The organism is Bacillus sp. L75 (genome assembly GCF_003676355.1).
In the GTDB taxonomy this organism is placed as follows: domain Bacteria; phylum Bacillota; class Bacilli; order Bacillales; family Bacillaceae; genus Bacillus; species Bacillus velezensis.
Genome location: NZ_ML064910.1, coordinates 53,428 through 71,286, shown reverse-complemented (window position 1 = coordinate 71,286; position 17,859 = coordinate 53,428). Strand labels below are relative to the sequence as shown.

20 protein-coding genes are annotated in these 17,859 nt (G+C 46.5%); 13 read left to right on the top strand and 7 right to left on the bottom strand.

Annotated elements, in window-relative coordinates; genetic code table 11:
• Window positions 1-219 precede the first annotated feature (219 nt).
• Complete coding sequence (locus tag D5S11_RS15370; protein ID WP_003155571.1) at window positions 220-435, bottom strand: DUF1128 domain-containing protein; 216 nt, start codon at window positions 433-435, stop codon at window positions 220-222.
• Between the two features lie 155 nt (window positions 436-590).
• On the opposite strand from D5S11_RS15370, the gene D5S11_RS15365 reads away from it, so the two are divergent.
• Genes D5S11_RS15365 through D5S11_RS15350 form a run of 4 tightly spaced genes read left to right on the top strand, consistent with a single transcriptional unit; the run spans window position 591 to window position 2,406 of the window.
• Entirely contained in the window at window positions 591-1,064 is a 474-nt protein-coding gene (locus D5S11_RS15365; RefSeq protein WP_007408507.1) for a low molecular weight protein-tyrosine-phosphatase, read from the top strand.
• A 13-nt stretch (window positions 1,065-1,077) separates the two neighbouring features.
• A complete protein-coding gene (locus tag D5S11_RS15360; protein ID WP_015239397.1) occupies window positions 1,078-1,404 on the top strand; it encodes a hypothetical protein in 327 nt (108 codons plus the stop codon).
• 11 nt (window positions 1,405-1,415) lie between these two features.
• On the top strand, window positions 1,416-2,255 hold the full coding sequence (locus D5S11_RS15355) for a YihY family inner membrane protein (RefSeq protein ID WP_108725096.1): 840 nt from the start codon (window positions 1,416-1,418) through the stop codon (window positions 2,253-2,255).
• Complete coding sequence (locus D5S11_RS15350; protein ID WP_023356781.1) at window positions 2,224-2,406, top strand: hypothetical protein; 183 nt, start codon at window positions 2,224-2,226, stop codon at window positions 2,404-2,406. The genes D5S11_RS15355 and D5S11_RS15350 overlap by 32 nt, the downstream gene beginning before the upstream one ends.
• 34 nt (window positions 2,407-2,440) lie before the next feature.
• Here the strand turns inward: D5S11_RS15350 and D5S11_RS15345 are convergent, their stop codons facing one another.
• Window positions 2,441-3,619 carry an MFS transporter gene (locus D5S11_RS15345; protein WP_108725095.1) on the bottom strand — a complete coding sequence of 393 codons (1,179 nt, stop codon included), beginning with the start codon at window positions 3,617-3,619 and terminating at the stop codon, window positions 2,441-2,443.
• A 159-nt stretch (window positions 3,620-3,778) separates the two neighbouring features.
• Here D5S11_RS15345 and cax point away from each other — a divergent pair, with 159 nt between their 5' ends.
• Both cax and D5S11_RS15335 read left to right on the top strand, forming a co-directional pair.
• Window positions 3,779-4,834: a calcium/proton exchanger gene (cax, locus tag D5S11_RS15340; RefSeq protein WP_007408511.1), complete on the top strand. Its 1,056-nt coding sequence runs from the start codon at window positions 3,779-3,781 to the stop codon at window positions 4,832-4,834.
• 70 nt (window positions 4,835-4,904) lie between these two features.
• A complete protein-coding gene (locus D5S11_RS15335) occupies window positions 4,905-5,699 on the top strand; it encodes a YfkD famly protein (RefSeq protein WP_094031586.1) in 795 nt (264 codons plus the stop codon).
• A gap of 28 nt (window positions 5,700-5,727) precedes the next feature.
• On the opposite strand, the gene D5S11_RS15330 is transcribed toward D5S11_RS15335, so the two are convergent.
• Window positions 5,728-6,561 carry a mechanosensitive ion channel family protein gene (locus tag D5S11_RS15330; protein WP_108725094.1) on the bottom strand — a complete coding sequence of 278 codons (834 nt, stop codon included), beginning with the start codon at window positions 6,559-6,561 and terminating at the stop codon, window positions 5,728-5,730.
• Between the two features lie 6 nt (window positions 6,562-6,567).
• Window positions 6,568-7,689, bottom strand: coding sequence for a radical SAM/CxCxxxxC motif protein YfkAB (gene yfkAB, locus D5S11_RS15325; RefSeq protein WP_015417036.1), 1,122 nt, complete (start codon window positions 7,687-7,689; stop codon window positions 6,568-6,570).
• A 146-nt stretch (window positions 7,690-7,835) separates the two neighbouring features.
• Here yfkAB and D5S11_RS15320 point away from each other — a divergent pair, with 146 nt between their 5' ends.
• Window positions 7,836-8,021 carry an SE1561 family protein gene (locus D5S11_RS15320; RefSeq protein ID WP_003155558.1) on the top strand — a complete coding sequence of 62 codons (186 nt, stop codon included), beginning with the start codon at window positions 7,836-7,838 and terminating at the stop codon, window positions 8,019-8,021.
• A 100-nt stretch (window positions 8,022-8,121) separates the two neighbouring features.
• Window positions 8,122-8,913 carry a delta-lactam-biosynthetic de-N-acetylase gene (gene pdaA, locus D5S11_RS15315; RefSeq protein WP_007408515.1) on the top strand — a complete coding sequence of 264 codons (792 nt, stop codon included), beginning with the start codon at window positions 8,122-8,124 and terminating at the stop codon, window positions 8,911-8,913.
• A gap of 34 nt (window positions 8,914-8,947) precedes the next feature.
• Here pdaA and D5S11_RS15310 read toward each other — a convergent pair whose 3' ends face one another.
• From D5S11_RS15310 to corA, 3 genes are all read right to left on the bottom strand, one after another.
• Entirely contained in the window at window positions 8,948-9,808 is an 861-nt protein-coding gene (locus D5S11_RS15310) for an NAD(P)-dependent oxidoreductase (RefSeq protein ID WP_007408516.1), read from the bottom strand.
• Window positions 9,809-9,858: 50 nt separating this feature from the next.
• The gene (locus D5S11_RS15305) at window positions 9,859-10,506 is read right to left on the bottom strand and encodes a hypothetical protein (protein WP_007408517.1); all 648 of its coding nucleotides are present in this window, start codon (window positions 10,504-10,506) and stop codon (window positions 9,859-9,861) included.
• Between the two features lie 63 nt (window positions 10,507-10,569).
• Window positions 10,570-11,529, bottom strand: coding sequence for a magnesium/cobalt transporter CorA (gene corA, locus D5S11_RS15300; RefSeq protein ID WP_007408518.1), 960 nt, complete (start codon window positions 11,527-11,529; stop codon window positions 10,570-10,572).
• A 106-nt stretch (window positions 11,530-11,635) separates the two neighbouring features.
• On the opposite strand from corA, the gene D5S11_RS15295 reads away from it, so the two are divergent.
• The 5 genes from D5S11_RS15295 to D5S11_RS15270 all read left to right on the top strand — a co-directional run bounded on the left by D5S11_RS15295 (window position 11,636) and on the right by D5S11_RS15270 (window position 17,706).
• Window positions 11,636-12,499, top strand: a complete 864-nt coding sequence (locus tag D5S11_RS15295; protein WP_015417039.1) for a DNA-3-methyladenine glycosylase family protein — start codon at window positions 11,636-11,638, stop codon at window positions 12,497-12,499.
• 134 nt (window positions 12,500-12,633) lie between these two features.
• Entirely contained in the window at window positions 12,634-14,034 is a 1,401-nt protein-coding gene (gene rlmD, locus D5S11_RS15290) for a 23S rRNA (uracil(1939)-C(5))-methyltransferase RlmD (protein WP_007408520.1), read from the top strand.
• Window positions 14,035-14,832: 798 nt separating this feature from the next.
• The gene (locus D5S11_RS15285) at window positions 14,833-15,132 is read left to right on the top strand and encodes a YfzA family protein (RefSeq protein ID WP_015417041.1); all 300 of its coding nucleotides are present in this window, start codon (window positions 14,833-14,835) and stop codon (window positions 15,130-15,132) included.
• 960 nt (window positions 15,133-16,092) lie between these two features.
• A complete protein-coding gene (locus D5S11_RS15280) occupies window positions 16,093-17,076 on the top strand; it encodes a tRNA dihydrouridine synthase (RefSeq protein WP_007408522.1) in 984 nt (327 codons plus the stop codon).
• Between the two features lie 156 nt (window positions 17,077-17,232).
• Window positions 17,233-17,706: a DUF6884 domain-containing protein gene (locus D5S11_RS15270; RefSeq protein ID WP_108725093.1), complete on the top strand. Its 474-nt coding sequence runs from the start codon at window positions 17,233-17,235 to the stop codon at window positions 17,704-17,706.
• Window positions 17,707-17,859 lie beyond the last annotated feature (153 nt).

The following is a 17,859-nucleotide window of genomic DNA, read 5'->3' as shown; positions in this document are numbered from 1 at the left end:
GGTTGCAGATACAAAACTTGAATAACGCTGATATCACAACGAGTATATCGTTCTACTAAATAAAAAAAGATAAGCGGCCCGCTCATTTAGTATATCGTTCTACCAAGTTCACAGTTACTATACTCCTTCTTTTTATATGTGTCAAACCGATGAACTTTTATTTTTTACTTTTTTAAATCAAAAAAAGACCCGCCGTTTTTCGGCAGGTCTGACACGGGTTTATTTTCTGAGAGAGGCGAGCTCCTCGGCAATGGCCTGCATTTCACTCGGGCTGAATGATGCTTTTTTCATGACCATTTGATGAAGGTATGTAAGATCTTCTATTTTTTCATCACTGAAATCTTCCGCTCTGATGACGCCGACATTGAGCATGTTGAGCTTTTGCGAAATGTCTTCAATCATTTTGTTTAACGTTTCTGTTTGTTGGCTCGGCAAATTCATGCATCCTTTCATGACCGTTTTCGTACCCTTTATTCTAACAGAATTCATTTAGAATAAAAGCTTATTTCCACAGCAGCAGAAAAGTTGCTAAGATGATGATAAGGTTTTTGATTCTCAAAATGCGGGGAAAGAATAGGGAGGTTATCGATATGATACATGTGCTGTTTGTCTGTCTGGGAAATATTTGCCGGTCGCCTATGGCAGAGGCGGTATTTTCTGATATGGTGAAGAAAAACGGGCTGAACGGGCAGATTAACATTGATTCAGCGGGAATCGGCGCCTGGCATGCGGGAAATCCGCCGCATGAAGGGACAAAGGAGATCCTAAAGAAGAAAGGGATCAGCGTAAGCGGCATCACGGCGAGGCAGGTGCGTGAGTCTGATCTGACCGATTTTGATTACGTCATTGCGATGGATGCAGAAAATATCGGACATCTGCGCAGCATGGCCGGTTATAAAAAAGCGGCGCCGCGTATTGCAAGGCTGCTTGATTATGTACCGGAGTCGGACCTTGCGGACGTGCCCGATCCGTATTATACCGGGAATTTCAGCGAGGTGTACGCTTTGGTCGAGTCCGGGTGCCGTCATTTGCTGGAGACAATAAAGAAAGACCATCATTTATAAGGGGGATTGACCGATGAAGCAGACACGCATCATGGCAAAAGCGATTCTGATCGGCGCTGCCGCCGGCGGAGCACTGTCCTTATTACATAAGCCGACAAGAGAGGCATGTTTCCGGAACATGGACGCGTGCAGGCAGCGTGCGGCATTCTACCGAAAACATCCTGAAGTGCTGAAACAGCAGGCATCTGCAAAACTTGATCAAGTGAAGACCATCGCCAATACCGTATCGGATGATCTGAGTTTTTTAAACGGCCAGATCACTAAGCTGAAGCAGACGACACCGCAGGTCATTGACCTGTTAAAAGAAACGAAGGAGCATTTTTCGAAAAACGATCATTGAGGTGGGATGTCATGAGTTTTATAAAGGAGCTGTTTGCAAGGTTTTCTCTCCATGAAGGACAAAGTAAATCGGCGGAGCTGGCGTATTTTTTCCTGCTGTCATTGTTTCCGTTAATGATTTTCATGCTGACGCTCACCGCCTATCTTCCCATATCGGCAGAAGACGTGCTCGGGGCGGTCGATCAATACGCGCCCGACAGCGCCATGTCTATGGTGAAATCCATAACGGAGCAAACGCTGAACAAGCGCAGCGGCGGGCTTTTGTCATTCGGGATTATCGCCGTCATCTGGTCGGCTTCGAATGGTATGAACGCGATTGTCAGAGCATTTAACCATGCCTACGAAGTCGAGGAAAACCGCTCATTTATCATCATTCGCCTGACCTCAATTTTTTTAACCATCGCGATGGTGGTTACGATTTTAATCGCATTGCTTCTGCCGGTGTTCGGCAGAGAAATCGGAATGCTGGCCGCAGATTTCATCGGCGCCTCCGGCCTGTTTTTGCAGGTGTGGTCGGTTGTCCGCTGGGGTATCAGTCCGCTTATCCTTTTAATCGTGTTTACCGCGCTTTACATTTTCGCGCCGAATAAAAGGCTTTCCCTCCGTTTTGTACTGCCGGGAGCCGTATTTGCGGCAGCCGGCTGGATTATCGTCAGTATGCTGTTCTCATTTTACGTCGGCACTTTTGCCAACTACAGCGCCACATACGGGAGCATCGGGGGAATTATCATCCTTATGATCTGGTTTTACCTTACGGGAACACTGCTGATTTTAGGAGGAGAAATCAACGCGCTTTTACATAAACGTAAAAAGCTTCCTGATGAAAATCCGTACCGCGGGAGCAAGCTATAGAGGAACGGAGACGTTCAAGCTGAAAAACGGAGGGGAATCGATTATGACCAAGCATACGAAAAAAGGCGGAAGCCATAATAAACAAAACTCCAAAAACGGCCCGAAGAATAAAACAAGCGGAAGCGCTAACGGGCAGAACGGATACCACTAGAAAGAAGCCGCCTGACTTAGATCAGGCGGCTTTTTTATGAGGCCGGAAAAGAATGGGATTCGGATGCGGGACTGTGCTTTGTTTTCCCGAAGACGAGCGCAAGCCAAATACAGACCAGAATCACCGTAATAAAGTAAAACAAATTGGCGTTTTCAAACCGCTGCATATACCAGCCGCCCGCCACCGGGCCGATCATGCTGCCGAGGCTGAAGGAAATGCCGCAGAGCAGATTGCCCGCCGGCAGCAGATGGGACGGCAGCAGGTCGCTCATATAGCTGATGCCGAGGGAAAACATACTGCCGACCGCCATTCCCGCCGTAAAAAAGCAGCAGCCGATGACAGAAGGCGAGGGAAACATTCCGGCCGTCAAAAAGCAAAGGGCACCCGTTAATAAGATGACGAGCAGGACACGTTTTCTCCCGAATCGATCGCTTAATAAACCGAGAGGGAACTGGAATACAATACTTCCGATGGCAAAAGCGGGCAATATCAGCGCGACGGCATCAACGGATATGCCTAAGCGCAGGGCGTACACGGGAAAGCTTCCGTTCAGCGCTGTTTCTAAAAAACCGTACCCGAAAGCCGGGAGAAAAGCGACCCAGCCGAAAAGAAGGGCGCGGTAAAACCGTTTTGCGCTGTTATCCCCGGATGTTTCATCCGGACCTTGCGCCGGGTACTCGTTACGTAAGACAAATACAAACAGCCAGGCGGCAAGACTGATACAGCCGGATACGATAAACGGAAGGGACGGACTTGTTTTCACAAGAGGGACCATGAACGGGCCGACAGCGAATCCGAGCCCGAAGGACAGTCCGTACAGCGAAATGTTTCTTCCTCTGTTTCGGGGCGTTGACTTTGACGTCACCCACGTTTGGGTTGAAAAATGCAGCATATGATCCCCGATTCCGATAAGCAGCCGAAGAAAAAACCATAACCATATGGATTGAAGCCAAATAAAACTGAATAAGCTGATGATAACAAGAAATCCGCCCATGACCATCAGAGGTTTGAATCCGAGCTTGCGCAGCGGGGCCTCCATAAACGGCGACGCCAGAAGCACGCCGATATAAAGGCCGGTTGCGTGAAGTCCGTTTATAGCGGCTGATTCCCCGTTCGTTTCAAAAATGACGGAGATCACCGGCAGAAGCATGCCTTGGGAAAATCCGGAGATGGAAACAAGCAGAACCAAAATAAAGAAGTACAGTCGTGACATCGCGTATTTTCTCCTTCGTCAGTATCTTTCTTGATCGTACACGGATTTGTCGCGTCCGGCAACCTGAAAATGCCAATTCGGGCTGCCGCGGAAGTGTAATTGAGGGAGTTTTTGAGAAGGATATAAAAAGACTCATTCGAAAAAAGGAGCCAGGCAGATATGAATCGGATTTTTTTCTTTACGGCTGCGGCGGGAGTGCCGCTTTCAGTCATCGGCGGCCTGATGCACTGGCCGTCAGCGGTTTTGTTTATTATTTATTGCTTGACGATTATTGCGCTTGCAAGTTATATGGGGAGAGCGACTGAATCTCTTGCCATTATCGCGGGACCGCGGATCGGCGGTCTGCTGAATGCCACGTTCGGCAATGCGGTAGAGCTGATTATATCGCTTTTCGCCTTAAAAGAAGGGCTAACGGGCATCGTGCTTGCTTCACTGACCGGTTCGGTGCTCGGCAATCTTTTGCTCGTCGCGGGACTGTCGTTTTTTATCGGCGGTTTGAAATACAAGCGGCAGGAATTCAATATTCATGATGCACGGCATAATTCAGGCCTGCTGATTTTTGCCATTATCGTTGCTTTTGTCATTCCCGAAGTGTTTTCCATGGATATGGGGGAAAAAAACAAGCTTGATTTGAGTGTCGGCATCAGCATCATCATGATCCTTTTGTACGTGGCAGCTCTTTATTTCAAGCTCGTCACCCACCGCGGTGTTTATCAGCCGAATCAGCCGGAGGCAAAGGAAGAAGAGGAGCAGCCTGAGTGGTCGGGGAAAAGAGCGACAGCCGTCTTATTTATTTCAACCATTATCGTCGCCTACATATCTGAAAACCTTGTCCATACGTTTCATGCGGTGGCTGAACAGTTCGGCTGGAGCGAGCTGTTTATCGGAGTGATTATCGTCGCAATCGTCGGAAATGCCGCAGAGCATGCGTCGGCGATTATTATGGCGTACAAAGACAAGATGGATGTCGCCGTTGAAATCGCGGTAGGCTCGACTTTGCAGATCGCCATGTTTGTGGCTCCGGTTCTTGTGATCTGTTCCATCTTTTTTCCGGTCAATATGCCGCTTGTATTCACATTGCCCGAGCTTGTCGCGATGATCTCATCCGTCCTTTTGATGACAATGATTTCAAATGACGGTGATTCGAACTGGTTTGAAGGGGCTACGCTCCTTGCCGCTTATGTCATTATGGCGATCGGTTTTTTCCTGCTTTAACCTGTAAAAAATGCGGATAACAACGATTGCGGAGGAAAAGACTAAAGGAAAATGCTATAGAAAGAGTGATATGATGAGAAAGCTGTTTCATGCCACACTGATTCTGCTGTTATCCTTTAGTTTTTTCGCAACGCCGTCTGCCGGTGCAAAAAAACCGTTTAAAGTTCCCAACTCTGTCGTAAGCATTTCAAAGGAAAATACGTATCCGAATGCTTCACAGGACCAGCCGATGCTTCAGCCGAGCAAACTGGCGAAGGAATTGTTAGATACATCAGAGATCAACATCGAAAATCCGCATCTGATAAAGATGCTGAATGAATCCTCGGTTTCCGGTTCACCGCTTGCCATCGGATACCGGGCGACAATATTTCTCGGGAAATGGGCGCTCGGCTATCAGTCGAACGAAACGGTCGCCAACTGGGAATATAAAAAAATCAATACGAACAGAGCGGATAACCGGGGCGGGCAGCAAACCGCGGTTATCTCATACGCCCAAGAACAGCAATACAAAATCAAAGGCGGGCTCACAGCGAAGGTGCCGAACGCAGAAGACGTAAAAAGCATGATGATGCAAAAAGCGATGAAGAAAACAAAACTGCCGCTCGCGTTTGAAACGGTTATCGGCGCAGGCACAAAACGCGATCAAACCTACAAAATTTCTCCGCAGCGGCTCGGCTACCTGCATGCCTACGCTCCGGCCGTTAATGAAAAAGGAAAAGTAACATACGGTGAAGTGTATTTGGTGCTGAAAGGCAGCAAGCGGAAACTTGTCGTCAAAAATGTGACTTCGCAAGGAATCGGGGCTTGGATTCCGGTGCAGGATCACGTCACATTCGGTTTTCAAATGACAGCGCAGCCGAGATAAATCAAAAAAGCTGATTCCGGTTCGGGAATCAGCTTTTTTGTGTGTGATACATTTCCTCGAGCAATTGCACATTGTTGTTGTACAGCTCCCGGGCAAGAACGCGTCTCACCGCAAGGCTCGCCGAGAAGTATTCTGTGTCTTGAACCATGCCTTTGACGGTAAATTCTATGCCTCTTGTCAATTTGTTCAGGCTCATGATTCCATGCACTTGAAACGGCTCCGTCGCATTGAGAAATTCATCCCGCTTCAGTGAATCGCGAAGCTCATCATTGAGCATGTCGCAGGCTTTTTCTAAGACGGCATAGACCCGCTCGGGATCTTCCTTGTAACTGATCACGACGGACTCGGTAATCCGCATAAAATCAATGTTATAGTTTTGAAGCTGTCTGACCTCACCGTTAGATATGGTAAGCAGCTTGCCGGTCCACTCACGGATCTGGAGGGAACGGAGTCCGATTTCTTCGACTGTGCCGTTGAACAGATTGTTAATCGTCACGTAATCGCCTTTATGAAGCTGGCGTTCGTATATTAAAAAGACACCGGCCAATATGTCCTTGATTAACGACTGGGCGCCGAAACCGATGACGATACCGGCAACACCCGCCCCGGCTAAAATTCGGCCGAAATCATGAACGAATAAAGAAATGACGTAAAAGATAAAACCGATCGTCGCCGTATACTGGGTGATGGATCGGACGAGGCTTTCAATCGTTTTCCCTTTCCGTTCCTCCAAGAAATCCGTGCGTTTAAATAACACCTGGACAAAGCGGTTGATCAGAAAAACACCGGCGTAAAGCACGAGAGCGACGATGATGATCTCAACCACTTTGCTTTTCAAAATGTCCGTAAATGTCGTTTCCATCTTTTGTTAACCTCTGGCTTTTCGTAATGAAAAATCTGTGTCCTGATAATAACTGTTTTTGACAAGGACGTTCGGGCCGAGGCACCGGACGTTTGTGCAGCGGCAGTTCAGCTCTTTGCTCAGCTTCGTCTGTCTCCACTTGTCATATGCTTCGGGAAGGCTGTCTGTTTTAATATTGCCGAGCGGCGGTGTATCGCCGAAATCCGTGACAATGATATTTCCGTCAAAAATGTTGACATTCAGGCGGGAGCGGCCGTCAGGGTCGTTTCGCACCGTAACGTTTTTCGCTTCCCGCAGGCGGAGGAGGAGCTTCTGGTCTTCTTCATCAGGGCTGCATGCGTAAAACGGGAGCGTACCGAACAGCATCCATGTCTCTTCATCGCGAATGTCGAGCAGATGATGAATGGCCTGTCTCATGTCCTTCAGGCTGAGTGATTCAAGCGCGCTGGCGAAATCACTCGGATACATCGGATGGACTTCGTGCCGCTGGCATTTCATTTCTTCCGTAATCTGCCGGTGAATATGTTCAATATGCGGCAGCGTCCGTTTGTTCAGCATCGTTTCCGCTGAAACCATTACGCCTGCTTCGACCAGCGTGCGGCTGTTTTCAATCATTTTGTCAAAATAGCGCGCCCGCTGTTCAAATGTCGGTTTCTTCTCCATCATCGCAAATCCGATGTCGGCAAAGTCCTCGACCGTTCCCCAATTGTGAGAAATGTGAAGAACGTCCAAATAGGGAATAATCCGTTCGTAGCGCCCGATATCAAGCGTCAGGTTTGAATTGATCTGTGTGCGCACGCCGCGTTCATGGGCATATTTTAAAAGCGGGACGACGTATTCCTTTACCGATTTCAGCGAAAGCATCGGTTCGCCGCCCGTAATGCTGATAGAGCGTAACAGAGGAATTTCATCAAGCCGCTTTAATAAAAGGTCGATCGGCAGCGCATTCGGGTCTTTCGGCTGGAGCGTGTACCCGACGGCGCAGTGCTCGCATCTCATATTGCACAAAGTCGTCGTTGTGAATTCAACGTTCGTCAGTTTCATATCTCCATACTGGTCGACATCCATGTACGCTTCCCAAGGATCGTACTCCGGTGTGATCGGACGCAGTGTTGTGTTTTGTGTCATGACTATCTAACTCCTTTATAAATGGGGCATACTAACGTCTGCCAACTGTTAATTTTAGACCTGATCTGCCAAGATCGCAAGTAGCGGAACCATTGAAAAACGGCAAAAAATACGCTACCATTATAAAAAATGAATGGAGTGGAAGTATGGGGAATGCAGTAAACAGCAAAGATCAGCAGCTCGATTACCTGAAGAACAGACTCGATATGTTTATGAATGTCATTGATTCATTAGACCCTGAATCAACGGACGTTGAAGATATAGACCGGCTCATCGGCATGCTTGATGATCTGGAAGCAAAATACGAACGCTTTAAAAAGGATTGGGAATAAACCCCGGCGGATGCCGGGGTTTTTCTTTTTCCATAATGCGGCTGTATAAAAGGGCAGAGCCTACTGCAAAATAAGGAAAAATGCAGAAGGAGTGCTGGTCATGAAATGGTTTTGTTCAATTTGCTGCATGGCCGTTTTACTTGCGGGAGGCATCAACAGCGCAGAAGCCGTGCCGAATGAACGGATAAACTGGGGCTTTAAACGCAGCGTCAATCATCAGCCGCCGGATGCCGGCAGACAGCTGGACAATCTGGTCAAAAAATATGATGCCTTTTATTTGGGCAATACGAAAGAAAAGACCATCTATTTAACGTTTGATAACGGATATGAAAATGGGTACACCCCGAAAGTGCTTGATGTGTTAAAAAAACATCACGTCACGGGCACTTTTTTTGTCACGGGTCATTTTGTGAAAGAGCAGCCTGATTTGATTAAACGGATGTCAAAGGAAGGCCATATCATCGGCAATCATTCTTTTCATCATCCTGATCTGACGACAAAAACGGGCGATCAGATTCAAGACGAACTCGATTCTGTCACGGAAGCTGTGTACAACATTACTGGAAAGCGGGACAACCTGTATCTCCGTCCGCCGCGCGGCGTATTCAGCGAATATGTCCTCAAAGAAACGAAGCGCCTCGGCTACCAAACCGTTTTCTGGTCCGTCGCATTTGTCGACTGGAAGGTTAACGAGCAAAAAGGGAAACAATACGCCTATGATCACATGATAAAGCAGGCGCATCCCGGCGCGATCTACCTTCTCCACACCGTTTCAAAGGACAATTCAGAAGCTCTGGACGATGCGATTACCGATTTGAAAAAAGAAGGCTACACGTTTAAAAGCATTGATGACCTGATGTTTGAGAAAGAAATGAAGCTGCCGTGCCTGTAGAAAACACCTCTCCTGGTAATGGAGAGGTGTTTTGTTATTTCAGGCATTTAATCAAAGCGGCCCAATCCAGATCCCCGAAGCCTTGTGCGATCCCGCTTTCAAAATGGCTCTTGGCCAGTTCGGCAAGAGGGAGTTTTGCGGAAACGTGTTCTGCGGCGGCGAGCGCCAGATTGGTATCCTTCAGCCCTAAAGACATTTTGAAACCGGCCGGCTCAAATTTCTCCTCAGCCATGATCGTGCCGTAATTTTGATAGACGGGAGAGCCAAAGAGCGCGCCGGCGATTTCTAAAAATTGTTTTTGCTCTAACCCGTACTTCTCCATCATTAAGAACGATTCAGATAACGCCTCAAGCATGGACACCAGCAAGAAATTGACGCTGATTTTCGCGGCATTGGCCGTTTTTGTTTCTTCACCAGTGTCAAATACTTGCTGACTCAGGATGTTAAGCAGCGGTTCGGCCTTTTTCTTCGCTTCCGCCGGTCCGGCTGTGATGATGCGAAGCTCGGCCTTCTCGGCGGCATCGGGGCGGCCGAGGACGGGAGCGGCAATAAAGGACTGTCCTCTGCCCGAATGTGCGGCGGAAAGCTGTTCTGACAGCACCGTACTGATCGTGCTCATTGAAATATGAATGCCGTTTTCAGATAACCCGGCAATAATGCCGCAAGCTCCGAACGTTACATCTATTACGGCGTCATCGTCTGACAGCATGGACAGCACGATGTCCGCATGTTCAGCTGCCTGTCGGGGCGTTTCGGCATATTCTGCCCCTTTATCCAGCAGGTCAGCCGCTTTTTCTTTCGTCCGGTTATATACAGTCAGACTGTATCCGGCTTTCATAATATTTTCGGCGATGGGGCGGCCCATATTGCCGAGTCCGACGATGGCGATCTTCATTTGACAGTCCCTCCAATGAAAAGTTTTCCACCATTATACATGCAAAATGGTTAATCTGCTGTGTACAGGATTGCCACTTTCAGTTCAGGTTCTGAAGACCATCCGGAGTCTGAAGCGGATTTCCCCTTATAAAATCCGGTAAATCGGGTTTTGATGATTGTTTTTGTACGGGGTTTTACAGTGAATGTTTTTGATTTGAATGTGACGTCCTTTATGTTTTCTGATAAATCCGGGGTGACAGAAATGGTTTGTTCCCCTTTTCCGTAATGATTGATATAAAGCGTGCAGCTCATGCCCGCTCTTTTTCGCTCAACCAGATGACTGCATTCGCTGCGGTGCTTCACATATTCGACAGCCTCTTTTTCGGGCGCGAACTGTTTTAAGGAAAAAGCGGCATATTCGGTGGCAGGACTGATACCGGAAGCGGCCCCCATACTGAGAAAGATCAGAAACAGCCCCGCCGCGGGAAGCGTCCGCCTGAACGCGGCGGCACACCAGATTAACGCCGCAAAGTAAAGCACGACCCCGGGGATGACGGAGATGTGGGCTCCATCTTCCGGCCAAGAGGAAAAGCCGAGTAACTCAAAGATGTAATCAGACACCGTACGGCCGTTATACAGCGGTGCAATGGACATGACACTGAAAGCCAGGAGGACAGAAGAAATGATTTTGTGAGAAAGGATGGTAACGGTGCACACCTCTTTACGTTTTTTTCCAGACTATCATGTTTTCTCAAAAAAAAGAACAGCCGGCAGCCGTTCTTACTTGAAAATATTAAACCAGCCTTTGCGGGCGAACCAAAACAGCATGGCGGCCACAAGAACGGCCATTACGCCCAAAACGATAAAATACCCGTATTTCCAATGAAGCTCAGGCATGTTATCGAAATTCATGCCGTAAACCCCTGCGATGAACGTCAGCGGGATAAAAATGGTCGAGACGATGGTTAATGTCATCATAATGGCGTTCATCCGGTTTGAATTCAGCGTCACATAGCTGTCCCGCAAATCTGACGTCATATCACGGTTTGACTCGATCAGCTCAGCCAGTTTTAACAGGTGGTCATAAATATCGCTGAAATACGCTTTCGTTTCACGGCTTTCTTTTACATGGTCAAGGCTCAAAATCCGGTACATTAAATCGCGCATCGGAATGATCGTCCGCCTCAGGTTCAAAAGATCAGTCCGCAATTCAAACACTTCATTCATTAAAGTGCCGTAAGATTTATGTGTTCTGCTGTCTTCAATTTCATTCAGCCGGTCTTCAATTTTGTACAGCACGGGGAAATATTCATCGACAAGCTGATCCATAATCATATAAGTGATGTGCCCGGGCCCTTTTTTGGCTAATCCCGGAGAAGCGAAAAACCGTTCTCTCACCTTTGAGACGCCGGGCGATTCGTGCAAATGGAAGCTGACGATGAAACGGTCGGACTGAAAAATGTCCACCTCTTCCATTTCCAGTGTGTCCGGGTTCAGAGCGTGGAGCACATAAAAACGGTAGCCGTCATAATGGTCGATTTTCGGCCGCTGCATATGCTGAAAGCAATCCTCGATCGCAAGCGGATGAAAGTGAAAATAATCACGCAGCAGCTCGGTTTCATGCATCTCAGCGCCGAAAAAATCAATCCAGTACCATGCGATGTCCGGTTGTTCTGTACGTGATAGGGGGATATTATCTAATATCTCATTATGTGTTGTGATTGCGGTTATATGTATCATAAACAACCCTCCGCCTGCCATTATATCATGCGGCGTTATGAAGAAAAGTATACGAATTGCCGCCCGGCCGCTTCATGATATACTTGGACAAAAAGGGGTGGAGCATATGTGGAAGGAAACGGTTTCGGTCACACCGCCGTATCATTTTGATAAAGTCCTTGAAAGGCTGTCGCTCGATCCGCTGAATGCGGTCGATCTTCATGCAAGATCAATCAAAGTGCCGCTCAGAACACGGGACGGCAAACTGTCCGTCATCACGGTTCAAGCGGAAGGCACCGCCGCAGACCCGGTCTTCCTCGTCAGCGGAGAAACGGACCGCGAGGAGATGATTGAACGGATCAAACACATTTTTCAGTGGGAGCAGCCGCTTCAGCCTGTGCTTGATCATTTCTCAAAAACAAATCTGTCGGCGCTTTTTGAGGAGCATGCGGGAACCCCGCTCGTCTTGGAATATGACGTCTACAACTGTCTCATGAAATGCATCATCCACCAGCAGCTCAACCTGTCCTTCGCTTTTACTTTAACGGAACGGTTCGTCCATGCCTTCGGTGAACAAAAAGACGGCGTCTGGTGCTATCCCGAGCCGAAAACGATCGCGGGGCTTGAGTATCAGGACTTGCGGGAGCTCCAGTTCAGCATGAGAAAAGCGGAATATGCGATTGACATTTCACGGATGATTGCAGAAGGAGCGCTCAATCTGGCGGAACTTACCCATTTATCGGATGAAGACATTATGAAAAAGCTGATCGCCATCAGAGGCATCGGCCCGTGGACCGTCCAAAACGTCCTCATGTTCGGCCTCGGCCGCCCGAATCTGTTTCCTTTGGCGGACATCGGCCTGCAAAACGCCGTCAAACGCCGCTTCGCCCTTGAGGATAAACCGTCAAAAGACGTGATGCTCCAGGTAAGCAGCGAATGGGCGCCGTATTTAAGCTATGCGTCCTTGTACTTGTGGAGAAGTATTGAATGATGAGGATTTTTGGAAACTTCCAGTGAAAAACATGAAGGAACCGCCGGCTGCATGTTATACTGAAAAGATGTGATATTTCAAATCAGCCGTTTTCCCATGAGAAAGGCTTTATATAGAAACGGAGAGAAAAAAACGTGAATCAACATCAAAAAAAGGCGCCTGCCGAATTGAAAATCGGACAGACATTTCCGCTGACCATCAAACGTCTCGGCATTAACGGAGAGGGAGTCGGCTATTTTAAGAAAAAAGTTGTCTTCGTTCCCGGCGCTCTGCCCGGTGAAGAAGTCGTTGCCGAAGCGACAAATGTGCAGCCGAAATTTTCAGAAGCACGCGTCAAAAAAATCCGCAAGCCGTCTGAACACCGCGTCACGCCGCCATGCCCGGTCTACGACCAGTGCGGCGGCTGTCAGCTTCAGCATCTGGCATACACCCAGCAGCTTCGCGAAAAACGCGACATCGTCATTCAGTCTCTGGAACGTCATACGAGATTCAATGTCGAAGAAATGAACATTAAAGATACGATCGGAATGGACAACCCTTGGAATTACCGGAACAAAAGCCAGTTCCAAGTCGGACGCTCGCAAAGCGGCAGCATCATTGCCGGCTTATACGGACTGGATTCCCATAAAATCGTTCCGATTAAGGAATGCATTGTCCAGCATCCGGCGACAAACAAAACAACGGGTATCGTCCGCCGTATTTTGGAAAAACACAACGTATCCGTTTATAACGAACGGACCAAAAAAGGCGATGTCCGCACCATCGTGACGAGAGTCGGTTTTGAAACAGGCGAAGTGCAGGTCGTGCTTGTCACCGCGAAAGAGACACTGCCGAATAAAGACGAAATCGTCAAAGCCATTCAGAACCGTCTGCCGGAAGTGAAATCGATTATTCAAAACGTCAACGGCGCGCGCACATCCGTCATTTTCGGTGACAAAACAAAAGCGTTGGCCGGAAGCCATGCCATTCAAGAAGTGCTCGGTGACGTGTCATTTGAACTGAGCGCCCGCGCCTTCTTCCAGCTCAACCCGGAGCAGACGGTCAAGCTGTATGACGAAGTGAAACAAGCGGCTCAGCTGACAGGAAAAGAAAAAGTCGTAGACGCGTATTGCGGCGTCGGTACGATCGGCATGTGGGTTTCAAGCGGCGCAAAAGAGATCCGCGGCATGGACGTCATTAAAGAATCAATTGACGATGCGAAGAAAAACGCCAAGAAACACGGCATCAAAAACGCGGCATATGTCACAGGAACAGCCGAACACTGGCTCCCGAAATGGACGAAAGAAGGCTTCCGCCCTGACGTGGTCATCGTCGACCCGCCGAGAACGGGCTGTGACAGAACATTTTTAGATACCATCAAAAAAGTAAAACCGAAACGCTTCGTCTACGTATCCTGCAATCCTTCCACACTGGCGAAAGACTTGCAGACGCTGTCGAAGGACTATCGCGTCGAATATATTCAGCCTGTTGATATGTTTCCGCAGACGGCTCATGTGGAAGCCGTGGCGAAGCTTGTATTAAAATCGTCTAACTAAAATAAACAATTCGTAATCAGACCTGGATTTCGGTAAATTAAACAATTCCGATTTCCGGGTTTTTTTATGCGCAGCCTTTGCCCTTGTCCTATCTGTCTTTTGTCTTTATTTAACTGATAAAAAGAGTTGAAAAAAACGTATGGAAAAGCAAGTGAAAAACAGCCAAGTAGGCTGCTTTCTATTAACACTTTCTTTTTTTCGTTTGGAAACGGCATTACAGACAAAATATGAAGATCTTGTTGTGAACCAGAAGCAATAACAAGTCGTTCAAGTTCCGTGAATACTTGTAATTTTAGTTAATATTTTGTAAACTTCTTTCTTAAAGAATAAAGTCCCCGACACTCATCGGCACATCTACTATTGGCGATAGTTGTAATAAATGATAAAAAGAAGGTGAAACCGAATGAGAGATATTGGAACCTCAACCACTGAACGAAGGTTCTGAAGCAGAAGCTGTAAAAGGCAAGGTTGCTTACTTACACTAATCACAACGGCAGTTGGCACATCTACTATTAGCAACAACTGTGGATAAAAGATCAAACACACTAAAAAAGCATGTTTGGTCGTTATACATGATATGAAAGCCTAAACAGGAAAAAAGGACCCCGATTATTTTCCTTATTCCCAAAGAAGGAATAAACCCGAGGCGGAAACACAAGTGATAACAACTATTACAGTAATACCTGCGATGGTTATATCCTTAATAAGTAATTATCGCGACAATCATGCTTCATACTATAATGATGTTAGATTGTCACTTGGCTAAAAAGTATTGCAGAAAAGGAAATGGATAATGAAATGGATAAAGTAAACAAAAAACGGCCGTTGTATAAAAAAAGTTGGTTTCTCACGGTTTTGGCATTTTTAGTTTCACAGCTTTATTTTAATTTTGCAGAATTAACCGGATGGGGTCCTAATTATAGAGAAATGAATGGATTCCCAGCAAACATAGTTGAGCTGGATTTCTTTCAAACATATCTTTCATTCTATGATAATCCATGGTTTAATATTGTCACTGTTTTCTTGGGGGTTTTCACTGTTATACAAATCATCACAGGTATAACAAAGGATATTCGAAATGAAAGCAATAACTTCTGATGCCTTATTTAATGATGAAAGAAAATGAACACTTTCTTATTAATCTTATGAATGAAGACTGCGGCACTTAGTCAGCAGTCTATTTTATTGGTTTTGGATCAGGATTACTGAATCGTAACCTTATACAAACATATATAGGTGATTGTATAAAGATATTAACATATGGGGTTTGAAAGCCAATCGACCCTTAGTACATATACTGTATAGAGACAGAAGCCACTTGTTGCGTTGGTTATTTCTAAACCATGAGCAAATCCCAAAAGATCCAGATTGAAGTACTTGAATTCTGTTAAGTTCGAGTTTATTTTCTCTTCCCATCCCATCCCATCCTCTTTACTCCATGTGATTCACAAGCGGTAAGTTAAGGCTTTTTCTATTTACATTCTCTTGAGTACCCAGATATACCACCCCCAGCCCCATTTGTTTAATCAAATTATTTTTTCGCAAATGATATTGAGATACGGATATGGTGCAGCGTTAAATATTTTCTCTTCGATAACAGGACAATTATTTTGCATTGGTAATAGGGAGAACTCATATGATATTCTATTTAGGTTGGAATCCTTTTTGTTCAAAAAGAGCAAAAGTAAGGCCGCTAAGAAAAATGAAGGTCAGCGCTACTATTAATAAACCACAATATAAATAAAAAATAGGTGTAGATAATCATCACACTTTTTTCTCTCTCAAACCCTTTTAAAGGTTAAGGAGTTGGCTGAGTTGATCAGAAATGAACGATATGGGGTTAACTATAGCGATAGTCTATTACGTTAACTCAATTAAGGCGTTCTGCTTCAGTTTGCTTTTTCACTTTTTTACGTGTAAAAAGTGAAATGTTCAAAATTTACTATCGTTTGATAAGAAGTGCTGACACATGCTATAAGTGTAAAAGAAGCATGGTCAGTTTTTAATTTTGGGATCAAGGTTTGGCTGTATCCCATCATGAAAGGATTTGGATTTGTTATGACAGATAATTTCTGGCGTGAATTACCACGGCCATTTTTTGTACTGGCACCAATGGAAGATGTGACGGATGTCGTTTTTCGCCATGTTGTGAGTGAAGCAGGCAGACCTGATGTGTTTTTCACAGAGTTTACAAACTCAGAAAGCTATTGTCACCCGGATGGGAAGGATAGTGTGCGCGGCCGTTTGACTTTCACGGAGGATGAACAGCCGATGGTTGCCCACATATGGGGAGATAAGCCTGAAAACTTTCGCCAAATGAGTATTGGGATGGCGGAATTAGGGTTTAAGGGCCTGGATATCAATATGGGCTGTCCTGTACCTAATGTGGCGGGGAATGGAAAGGGAAGCGGCCTGATTTGCCGTCCTGAAGTTGCAGCCGAATTAATACAGGCGGCGAAAGCAGGAGGTCTGCCGGTAAGTGTGAAGACCAGACTTGGCTACACGGATATAGACGAATGGCGCGGCTGGCTGACACACATACTGAAACAAGACATTGCGAATCTTTCCATTCATCTGCGTACAAGAGCGGAAATGAGTAAAGTAGATGCGCATTGGGAGCTCATCCCGGAAATCAAGAAACTTCGTGATGAGATAGCGCCGGATACCCTATTGACGATCAATGGGGATATTCCTGACCGTGAAACCGGCTTGAAACTCGCTGAACAATACGGTGTTGACGGGATTATGATTGGACGAGGCATTTTTACTAATCCATTCGCCTTTGAAAAGGAGCCGAGAGAGCATAGCAGTAAGGAATTGCTTGATCTTTTGAGATTGCACCTGGATCTTCATGATGAATATTCAAAAGCAGAAGCTCGAGCATATAAACCGCTCCCTCGCTTTTTCAAGATATATCTCCGCGGATTCCGTGGAGCAAGTGAATTAAGAAATCAATGCATGAATACAAAGTCAACAGATGAAGTGCGTGCATTGCTCGATGACTTTGAGAGAAAGTATCTTGATGGGATGGAGCAAGAGTGACATAAATACCTCTTCATCCGGCCCGGATTTCGGTTTGAATTCCGGGTCTTTTTGTGTGCAGTTTTTACCCAGACAGACCCATGGCCAGTTTCGTCATGCAGAAATAAACGAATCATGGTACATTGATAGGACATACATCATAAAGGGGAGAGAAAAATGAAACGACTGTGCATCATCCCCTGCGGCAAGAAAAAAATTTGGGATGTCCATTCAGATACAGGTCCGGTAAGGGCGGAAGACGCTTATCTCAGCCCGTTTCATCAGGCGTGCGAGCGATATGCGAAAGCATTTTTCGATGAGTGGGTAATTTTGTCGGCAAAGCACGGATTCCTTCGTCCGGATGATATGGTTCCCGGAAATTACGATGTCACTTTTGGAACCGGTCATCCGGAGATCATGGCAGCGGACGAGCTGCGCCTTCAATTTCATGAAAAAGGCTTTTCCGACATCGAAGAGCTTGTCATGCTTGGCGGGAAAAAATACCGAAGCGTCCTAAACGCCGTCATCGGAGAGCATCAGCATATCACCTGGCCTTTGTCATCGTATAAAGGCATTGGCTACATGCTTCAAGCGCTGAATCGGGCTGTTGAAGAAAAGCATGAACTGAAGCACGTGGATAAAAGAGTGTAACCACTCAAACGCCACGATAGACTGTATGCAGAAGCATGAAGCAGTTAAAAGATTTCCGAGGAAATAAATACGTCGATCATTGTCAAAGACAGGGTGATGCCCGGTCTTTTTTGTATGCCTTAAAACGAGACAAAGGGAACAGATCGAGACAAA

What these genes read in the sequence shown, in the direction of transcription:
- D5S11_RS15365 (WP_007408507.1), top strand. Translation starts at nt 591, where the DNA reads ATGATACATGTGCTGTTTGTCTGTCTGGGAAATATTTGCCGGTCGCCT.
- D5S11_RS15360 (WP_015239397.1), top strand. Translation starts at nt 1,078, where the DNA reads ATGAAGCAGACACGCATCATGGCAAAAGCGATTCTGATCGGCGCTGCC.
- D5S11_RS15355 (WP_108725096.1), top strand. Translation starts at nt 1,416, where the DNA reads ATGAGTTTTATAAAGGAGCTGTTTGCAAGGTTTTCTCTCCATGAAGGA.
- D5S11_RS15350 (WP_023356781.1), top strand. Translation starts at nt 2,224, where the DNA reads ATGAAAATCCGTACCGCGGGAGCAAGCTATAGAGGAACGGAGACGTTC.
- D5S11_RS15345 (WP_108725095.1), bottom strand. Translation starts at nt 3,619, where the DNA reads ATGTCACGACTGTACTTCTTTATTTTGGTTCTGCTTGTTTCCATCTCC.
- cax (WP_007408511.1), top strand. Translation starts at nt 3,779, where the DNA reads ATGAATCGGATTTTTTTCTTTACGGCTGCGGCGGGAGTGCCGCTTTCA.
- D5S11_RS15335 (WP_094031586.1), top strand. Translation starts at nt 4,905, where the DNA reads ATGATGAGAAAGCTGTTTCATGCCACACTGATTCTGCTGTTATCCTTT.
- D5S11_RS15330 (WP_108725094.1), bottom strand. Translation starts at nt 6,561, where the DNA reads ATGGAAACGACATTTACGGACATTTTGAAAAGCAAAGTGGTTGAGATC.
- yfkAB (WP_015417036.1), bottom strand. Translation starts at nt 7,689, where the DNA reads ATGACACAAAACACAACACTGCGTCCGATCACACCGGAGTACGATCCT.
- D5S11_RS15320 (WP_003155558.1), top strand. Translation starts at nt 7,836, where the DNA reads ATGGGGAATGCAGTAAACAGCAAAGATCAGCAGCTCGATTACCTGAAG.
- pdaA (WP_007408515.1), top strand. Translation starts at nt 8,122, where the DNA reads ATGAAATGGTTTTGTTCAATTTGCTGCATGGCCGTTTTACTTGCGGGA.
- D5S11_RS15310 (WP_007408516.1), bottom strand. Translation starts at nt 9,808, where the DNA reads ATGAAGATCGCCATCGTCGGACTCGGCAATATGGGCCGCCCCATCGCC.
- corA (WP_007408518.1), bottom strand. Translation starts at nt 11,529, where the DNA reads ATGATACATATAACCGCAATCACAACACATAATGAGATATTAGATAAT.
- D5S11_RS15295 (WP_015417039.1), top strand. Translation starts at nt 11,636, where the DNA reads ATGTGGAAGGAAACGGTTTCGGTCACACCGCCGTATCATTTTGATAAA.
- D5S11_RS15285 (WP_015417041.1), top strand. Translation starts at nt 14,833, where the DNA reads ATGGATAAAGTAAACAAAAAACGGCCGTTGTATAAAAAAAGTTGGTTT.
- D5S11_RS15280 (WP_007408522.1), top strand. Translation starts at nt 16,093, where the DNA reads ATGACAGATAATTTCTGGCGTGAATTACCACGGCCATTTTTTGTACTG.
- D5S11_RS15270 (WP_108725093.1), top strand. Translation starts at nt 17,233, where the DNA reads ATGAAACGACTGTGCATCATCCCCTGCGGCAAGAAAAAAATTTGGGAT.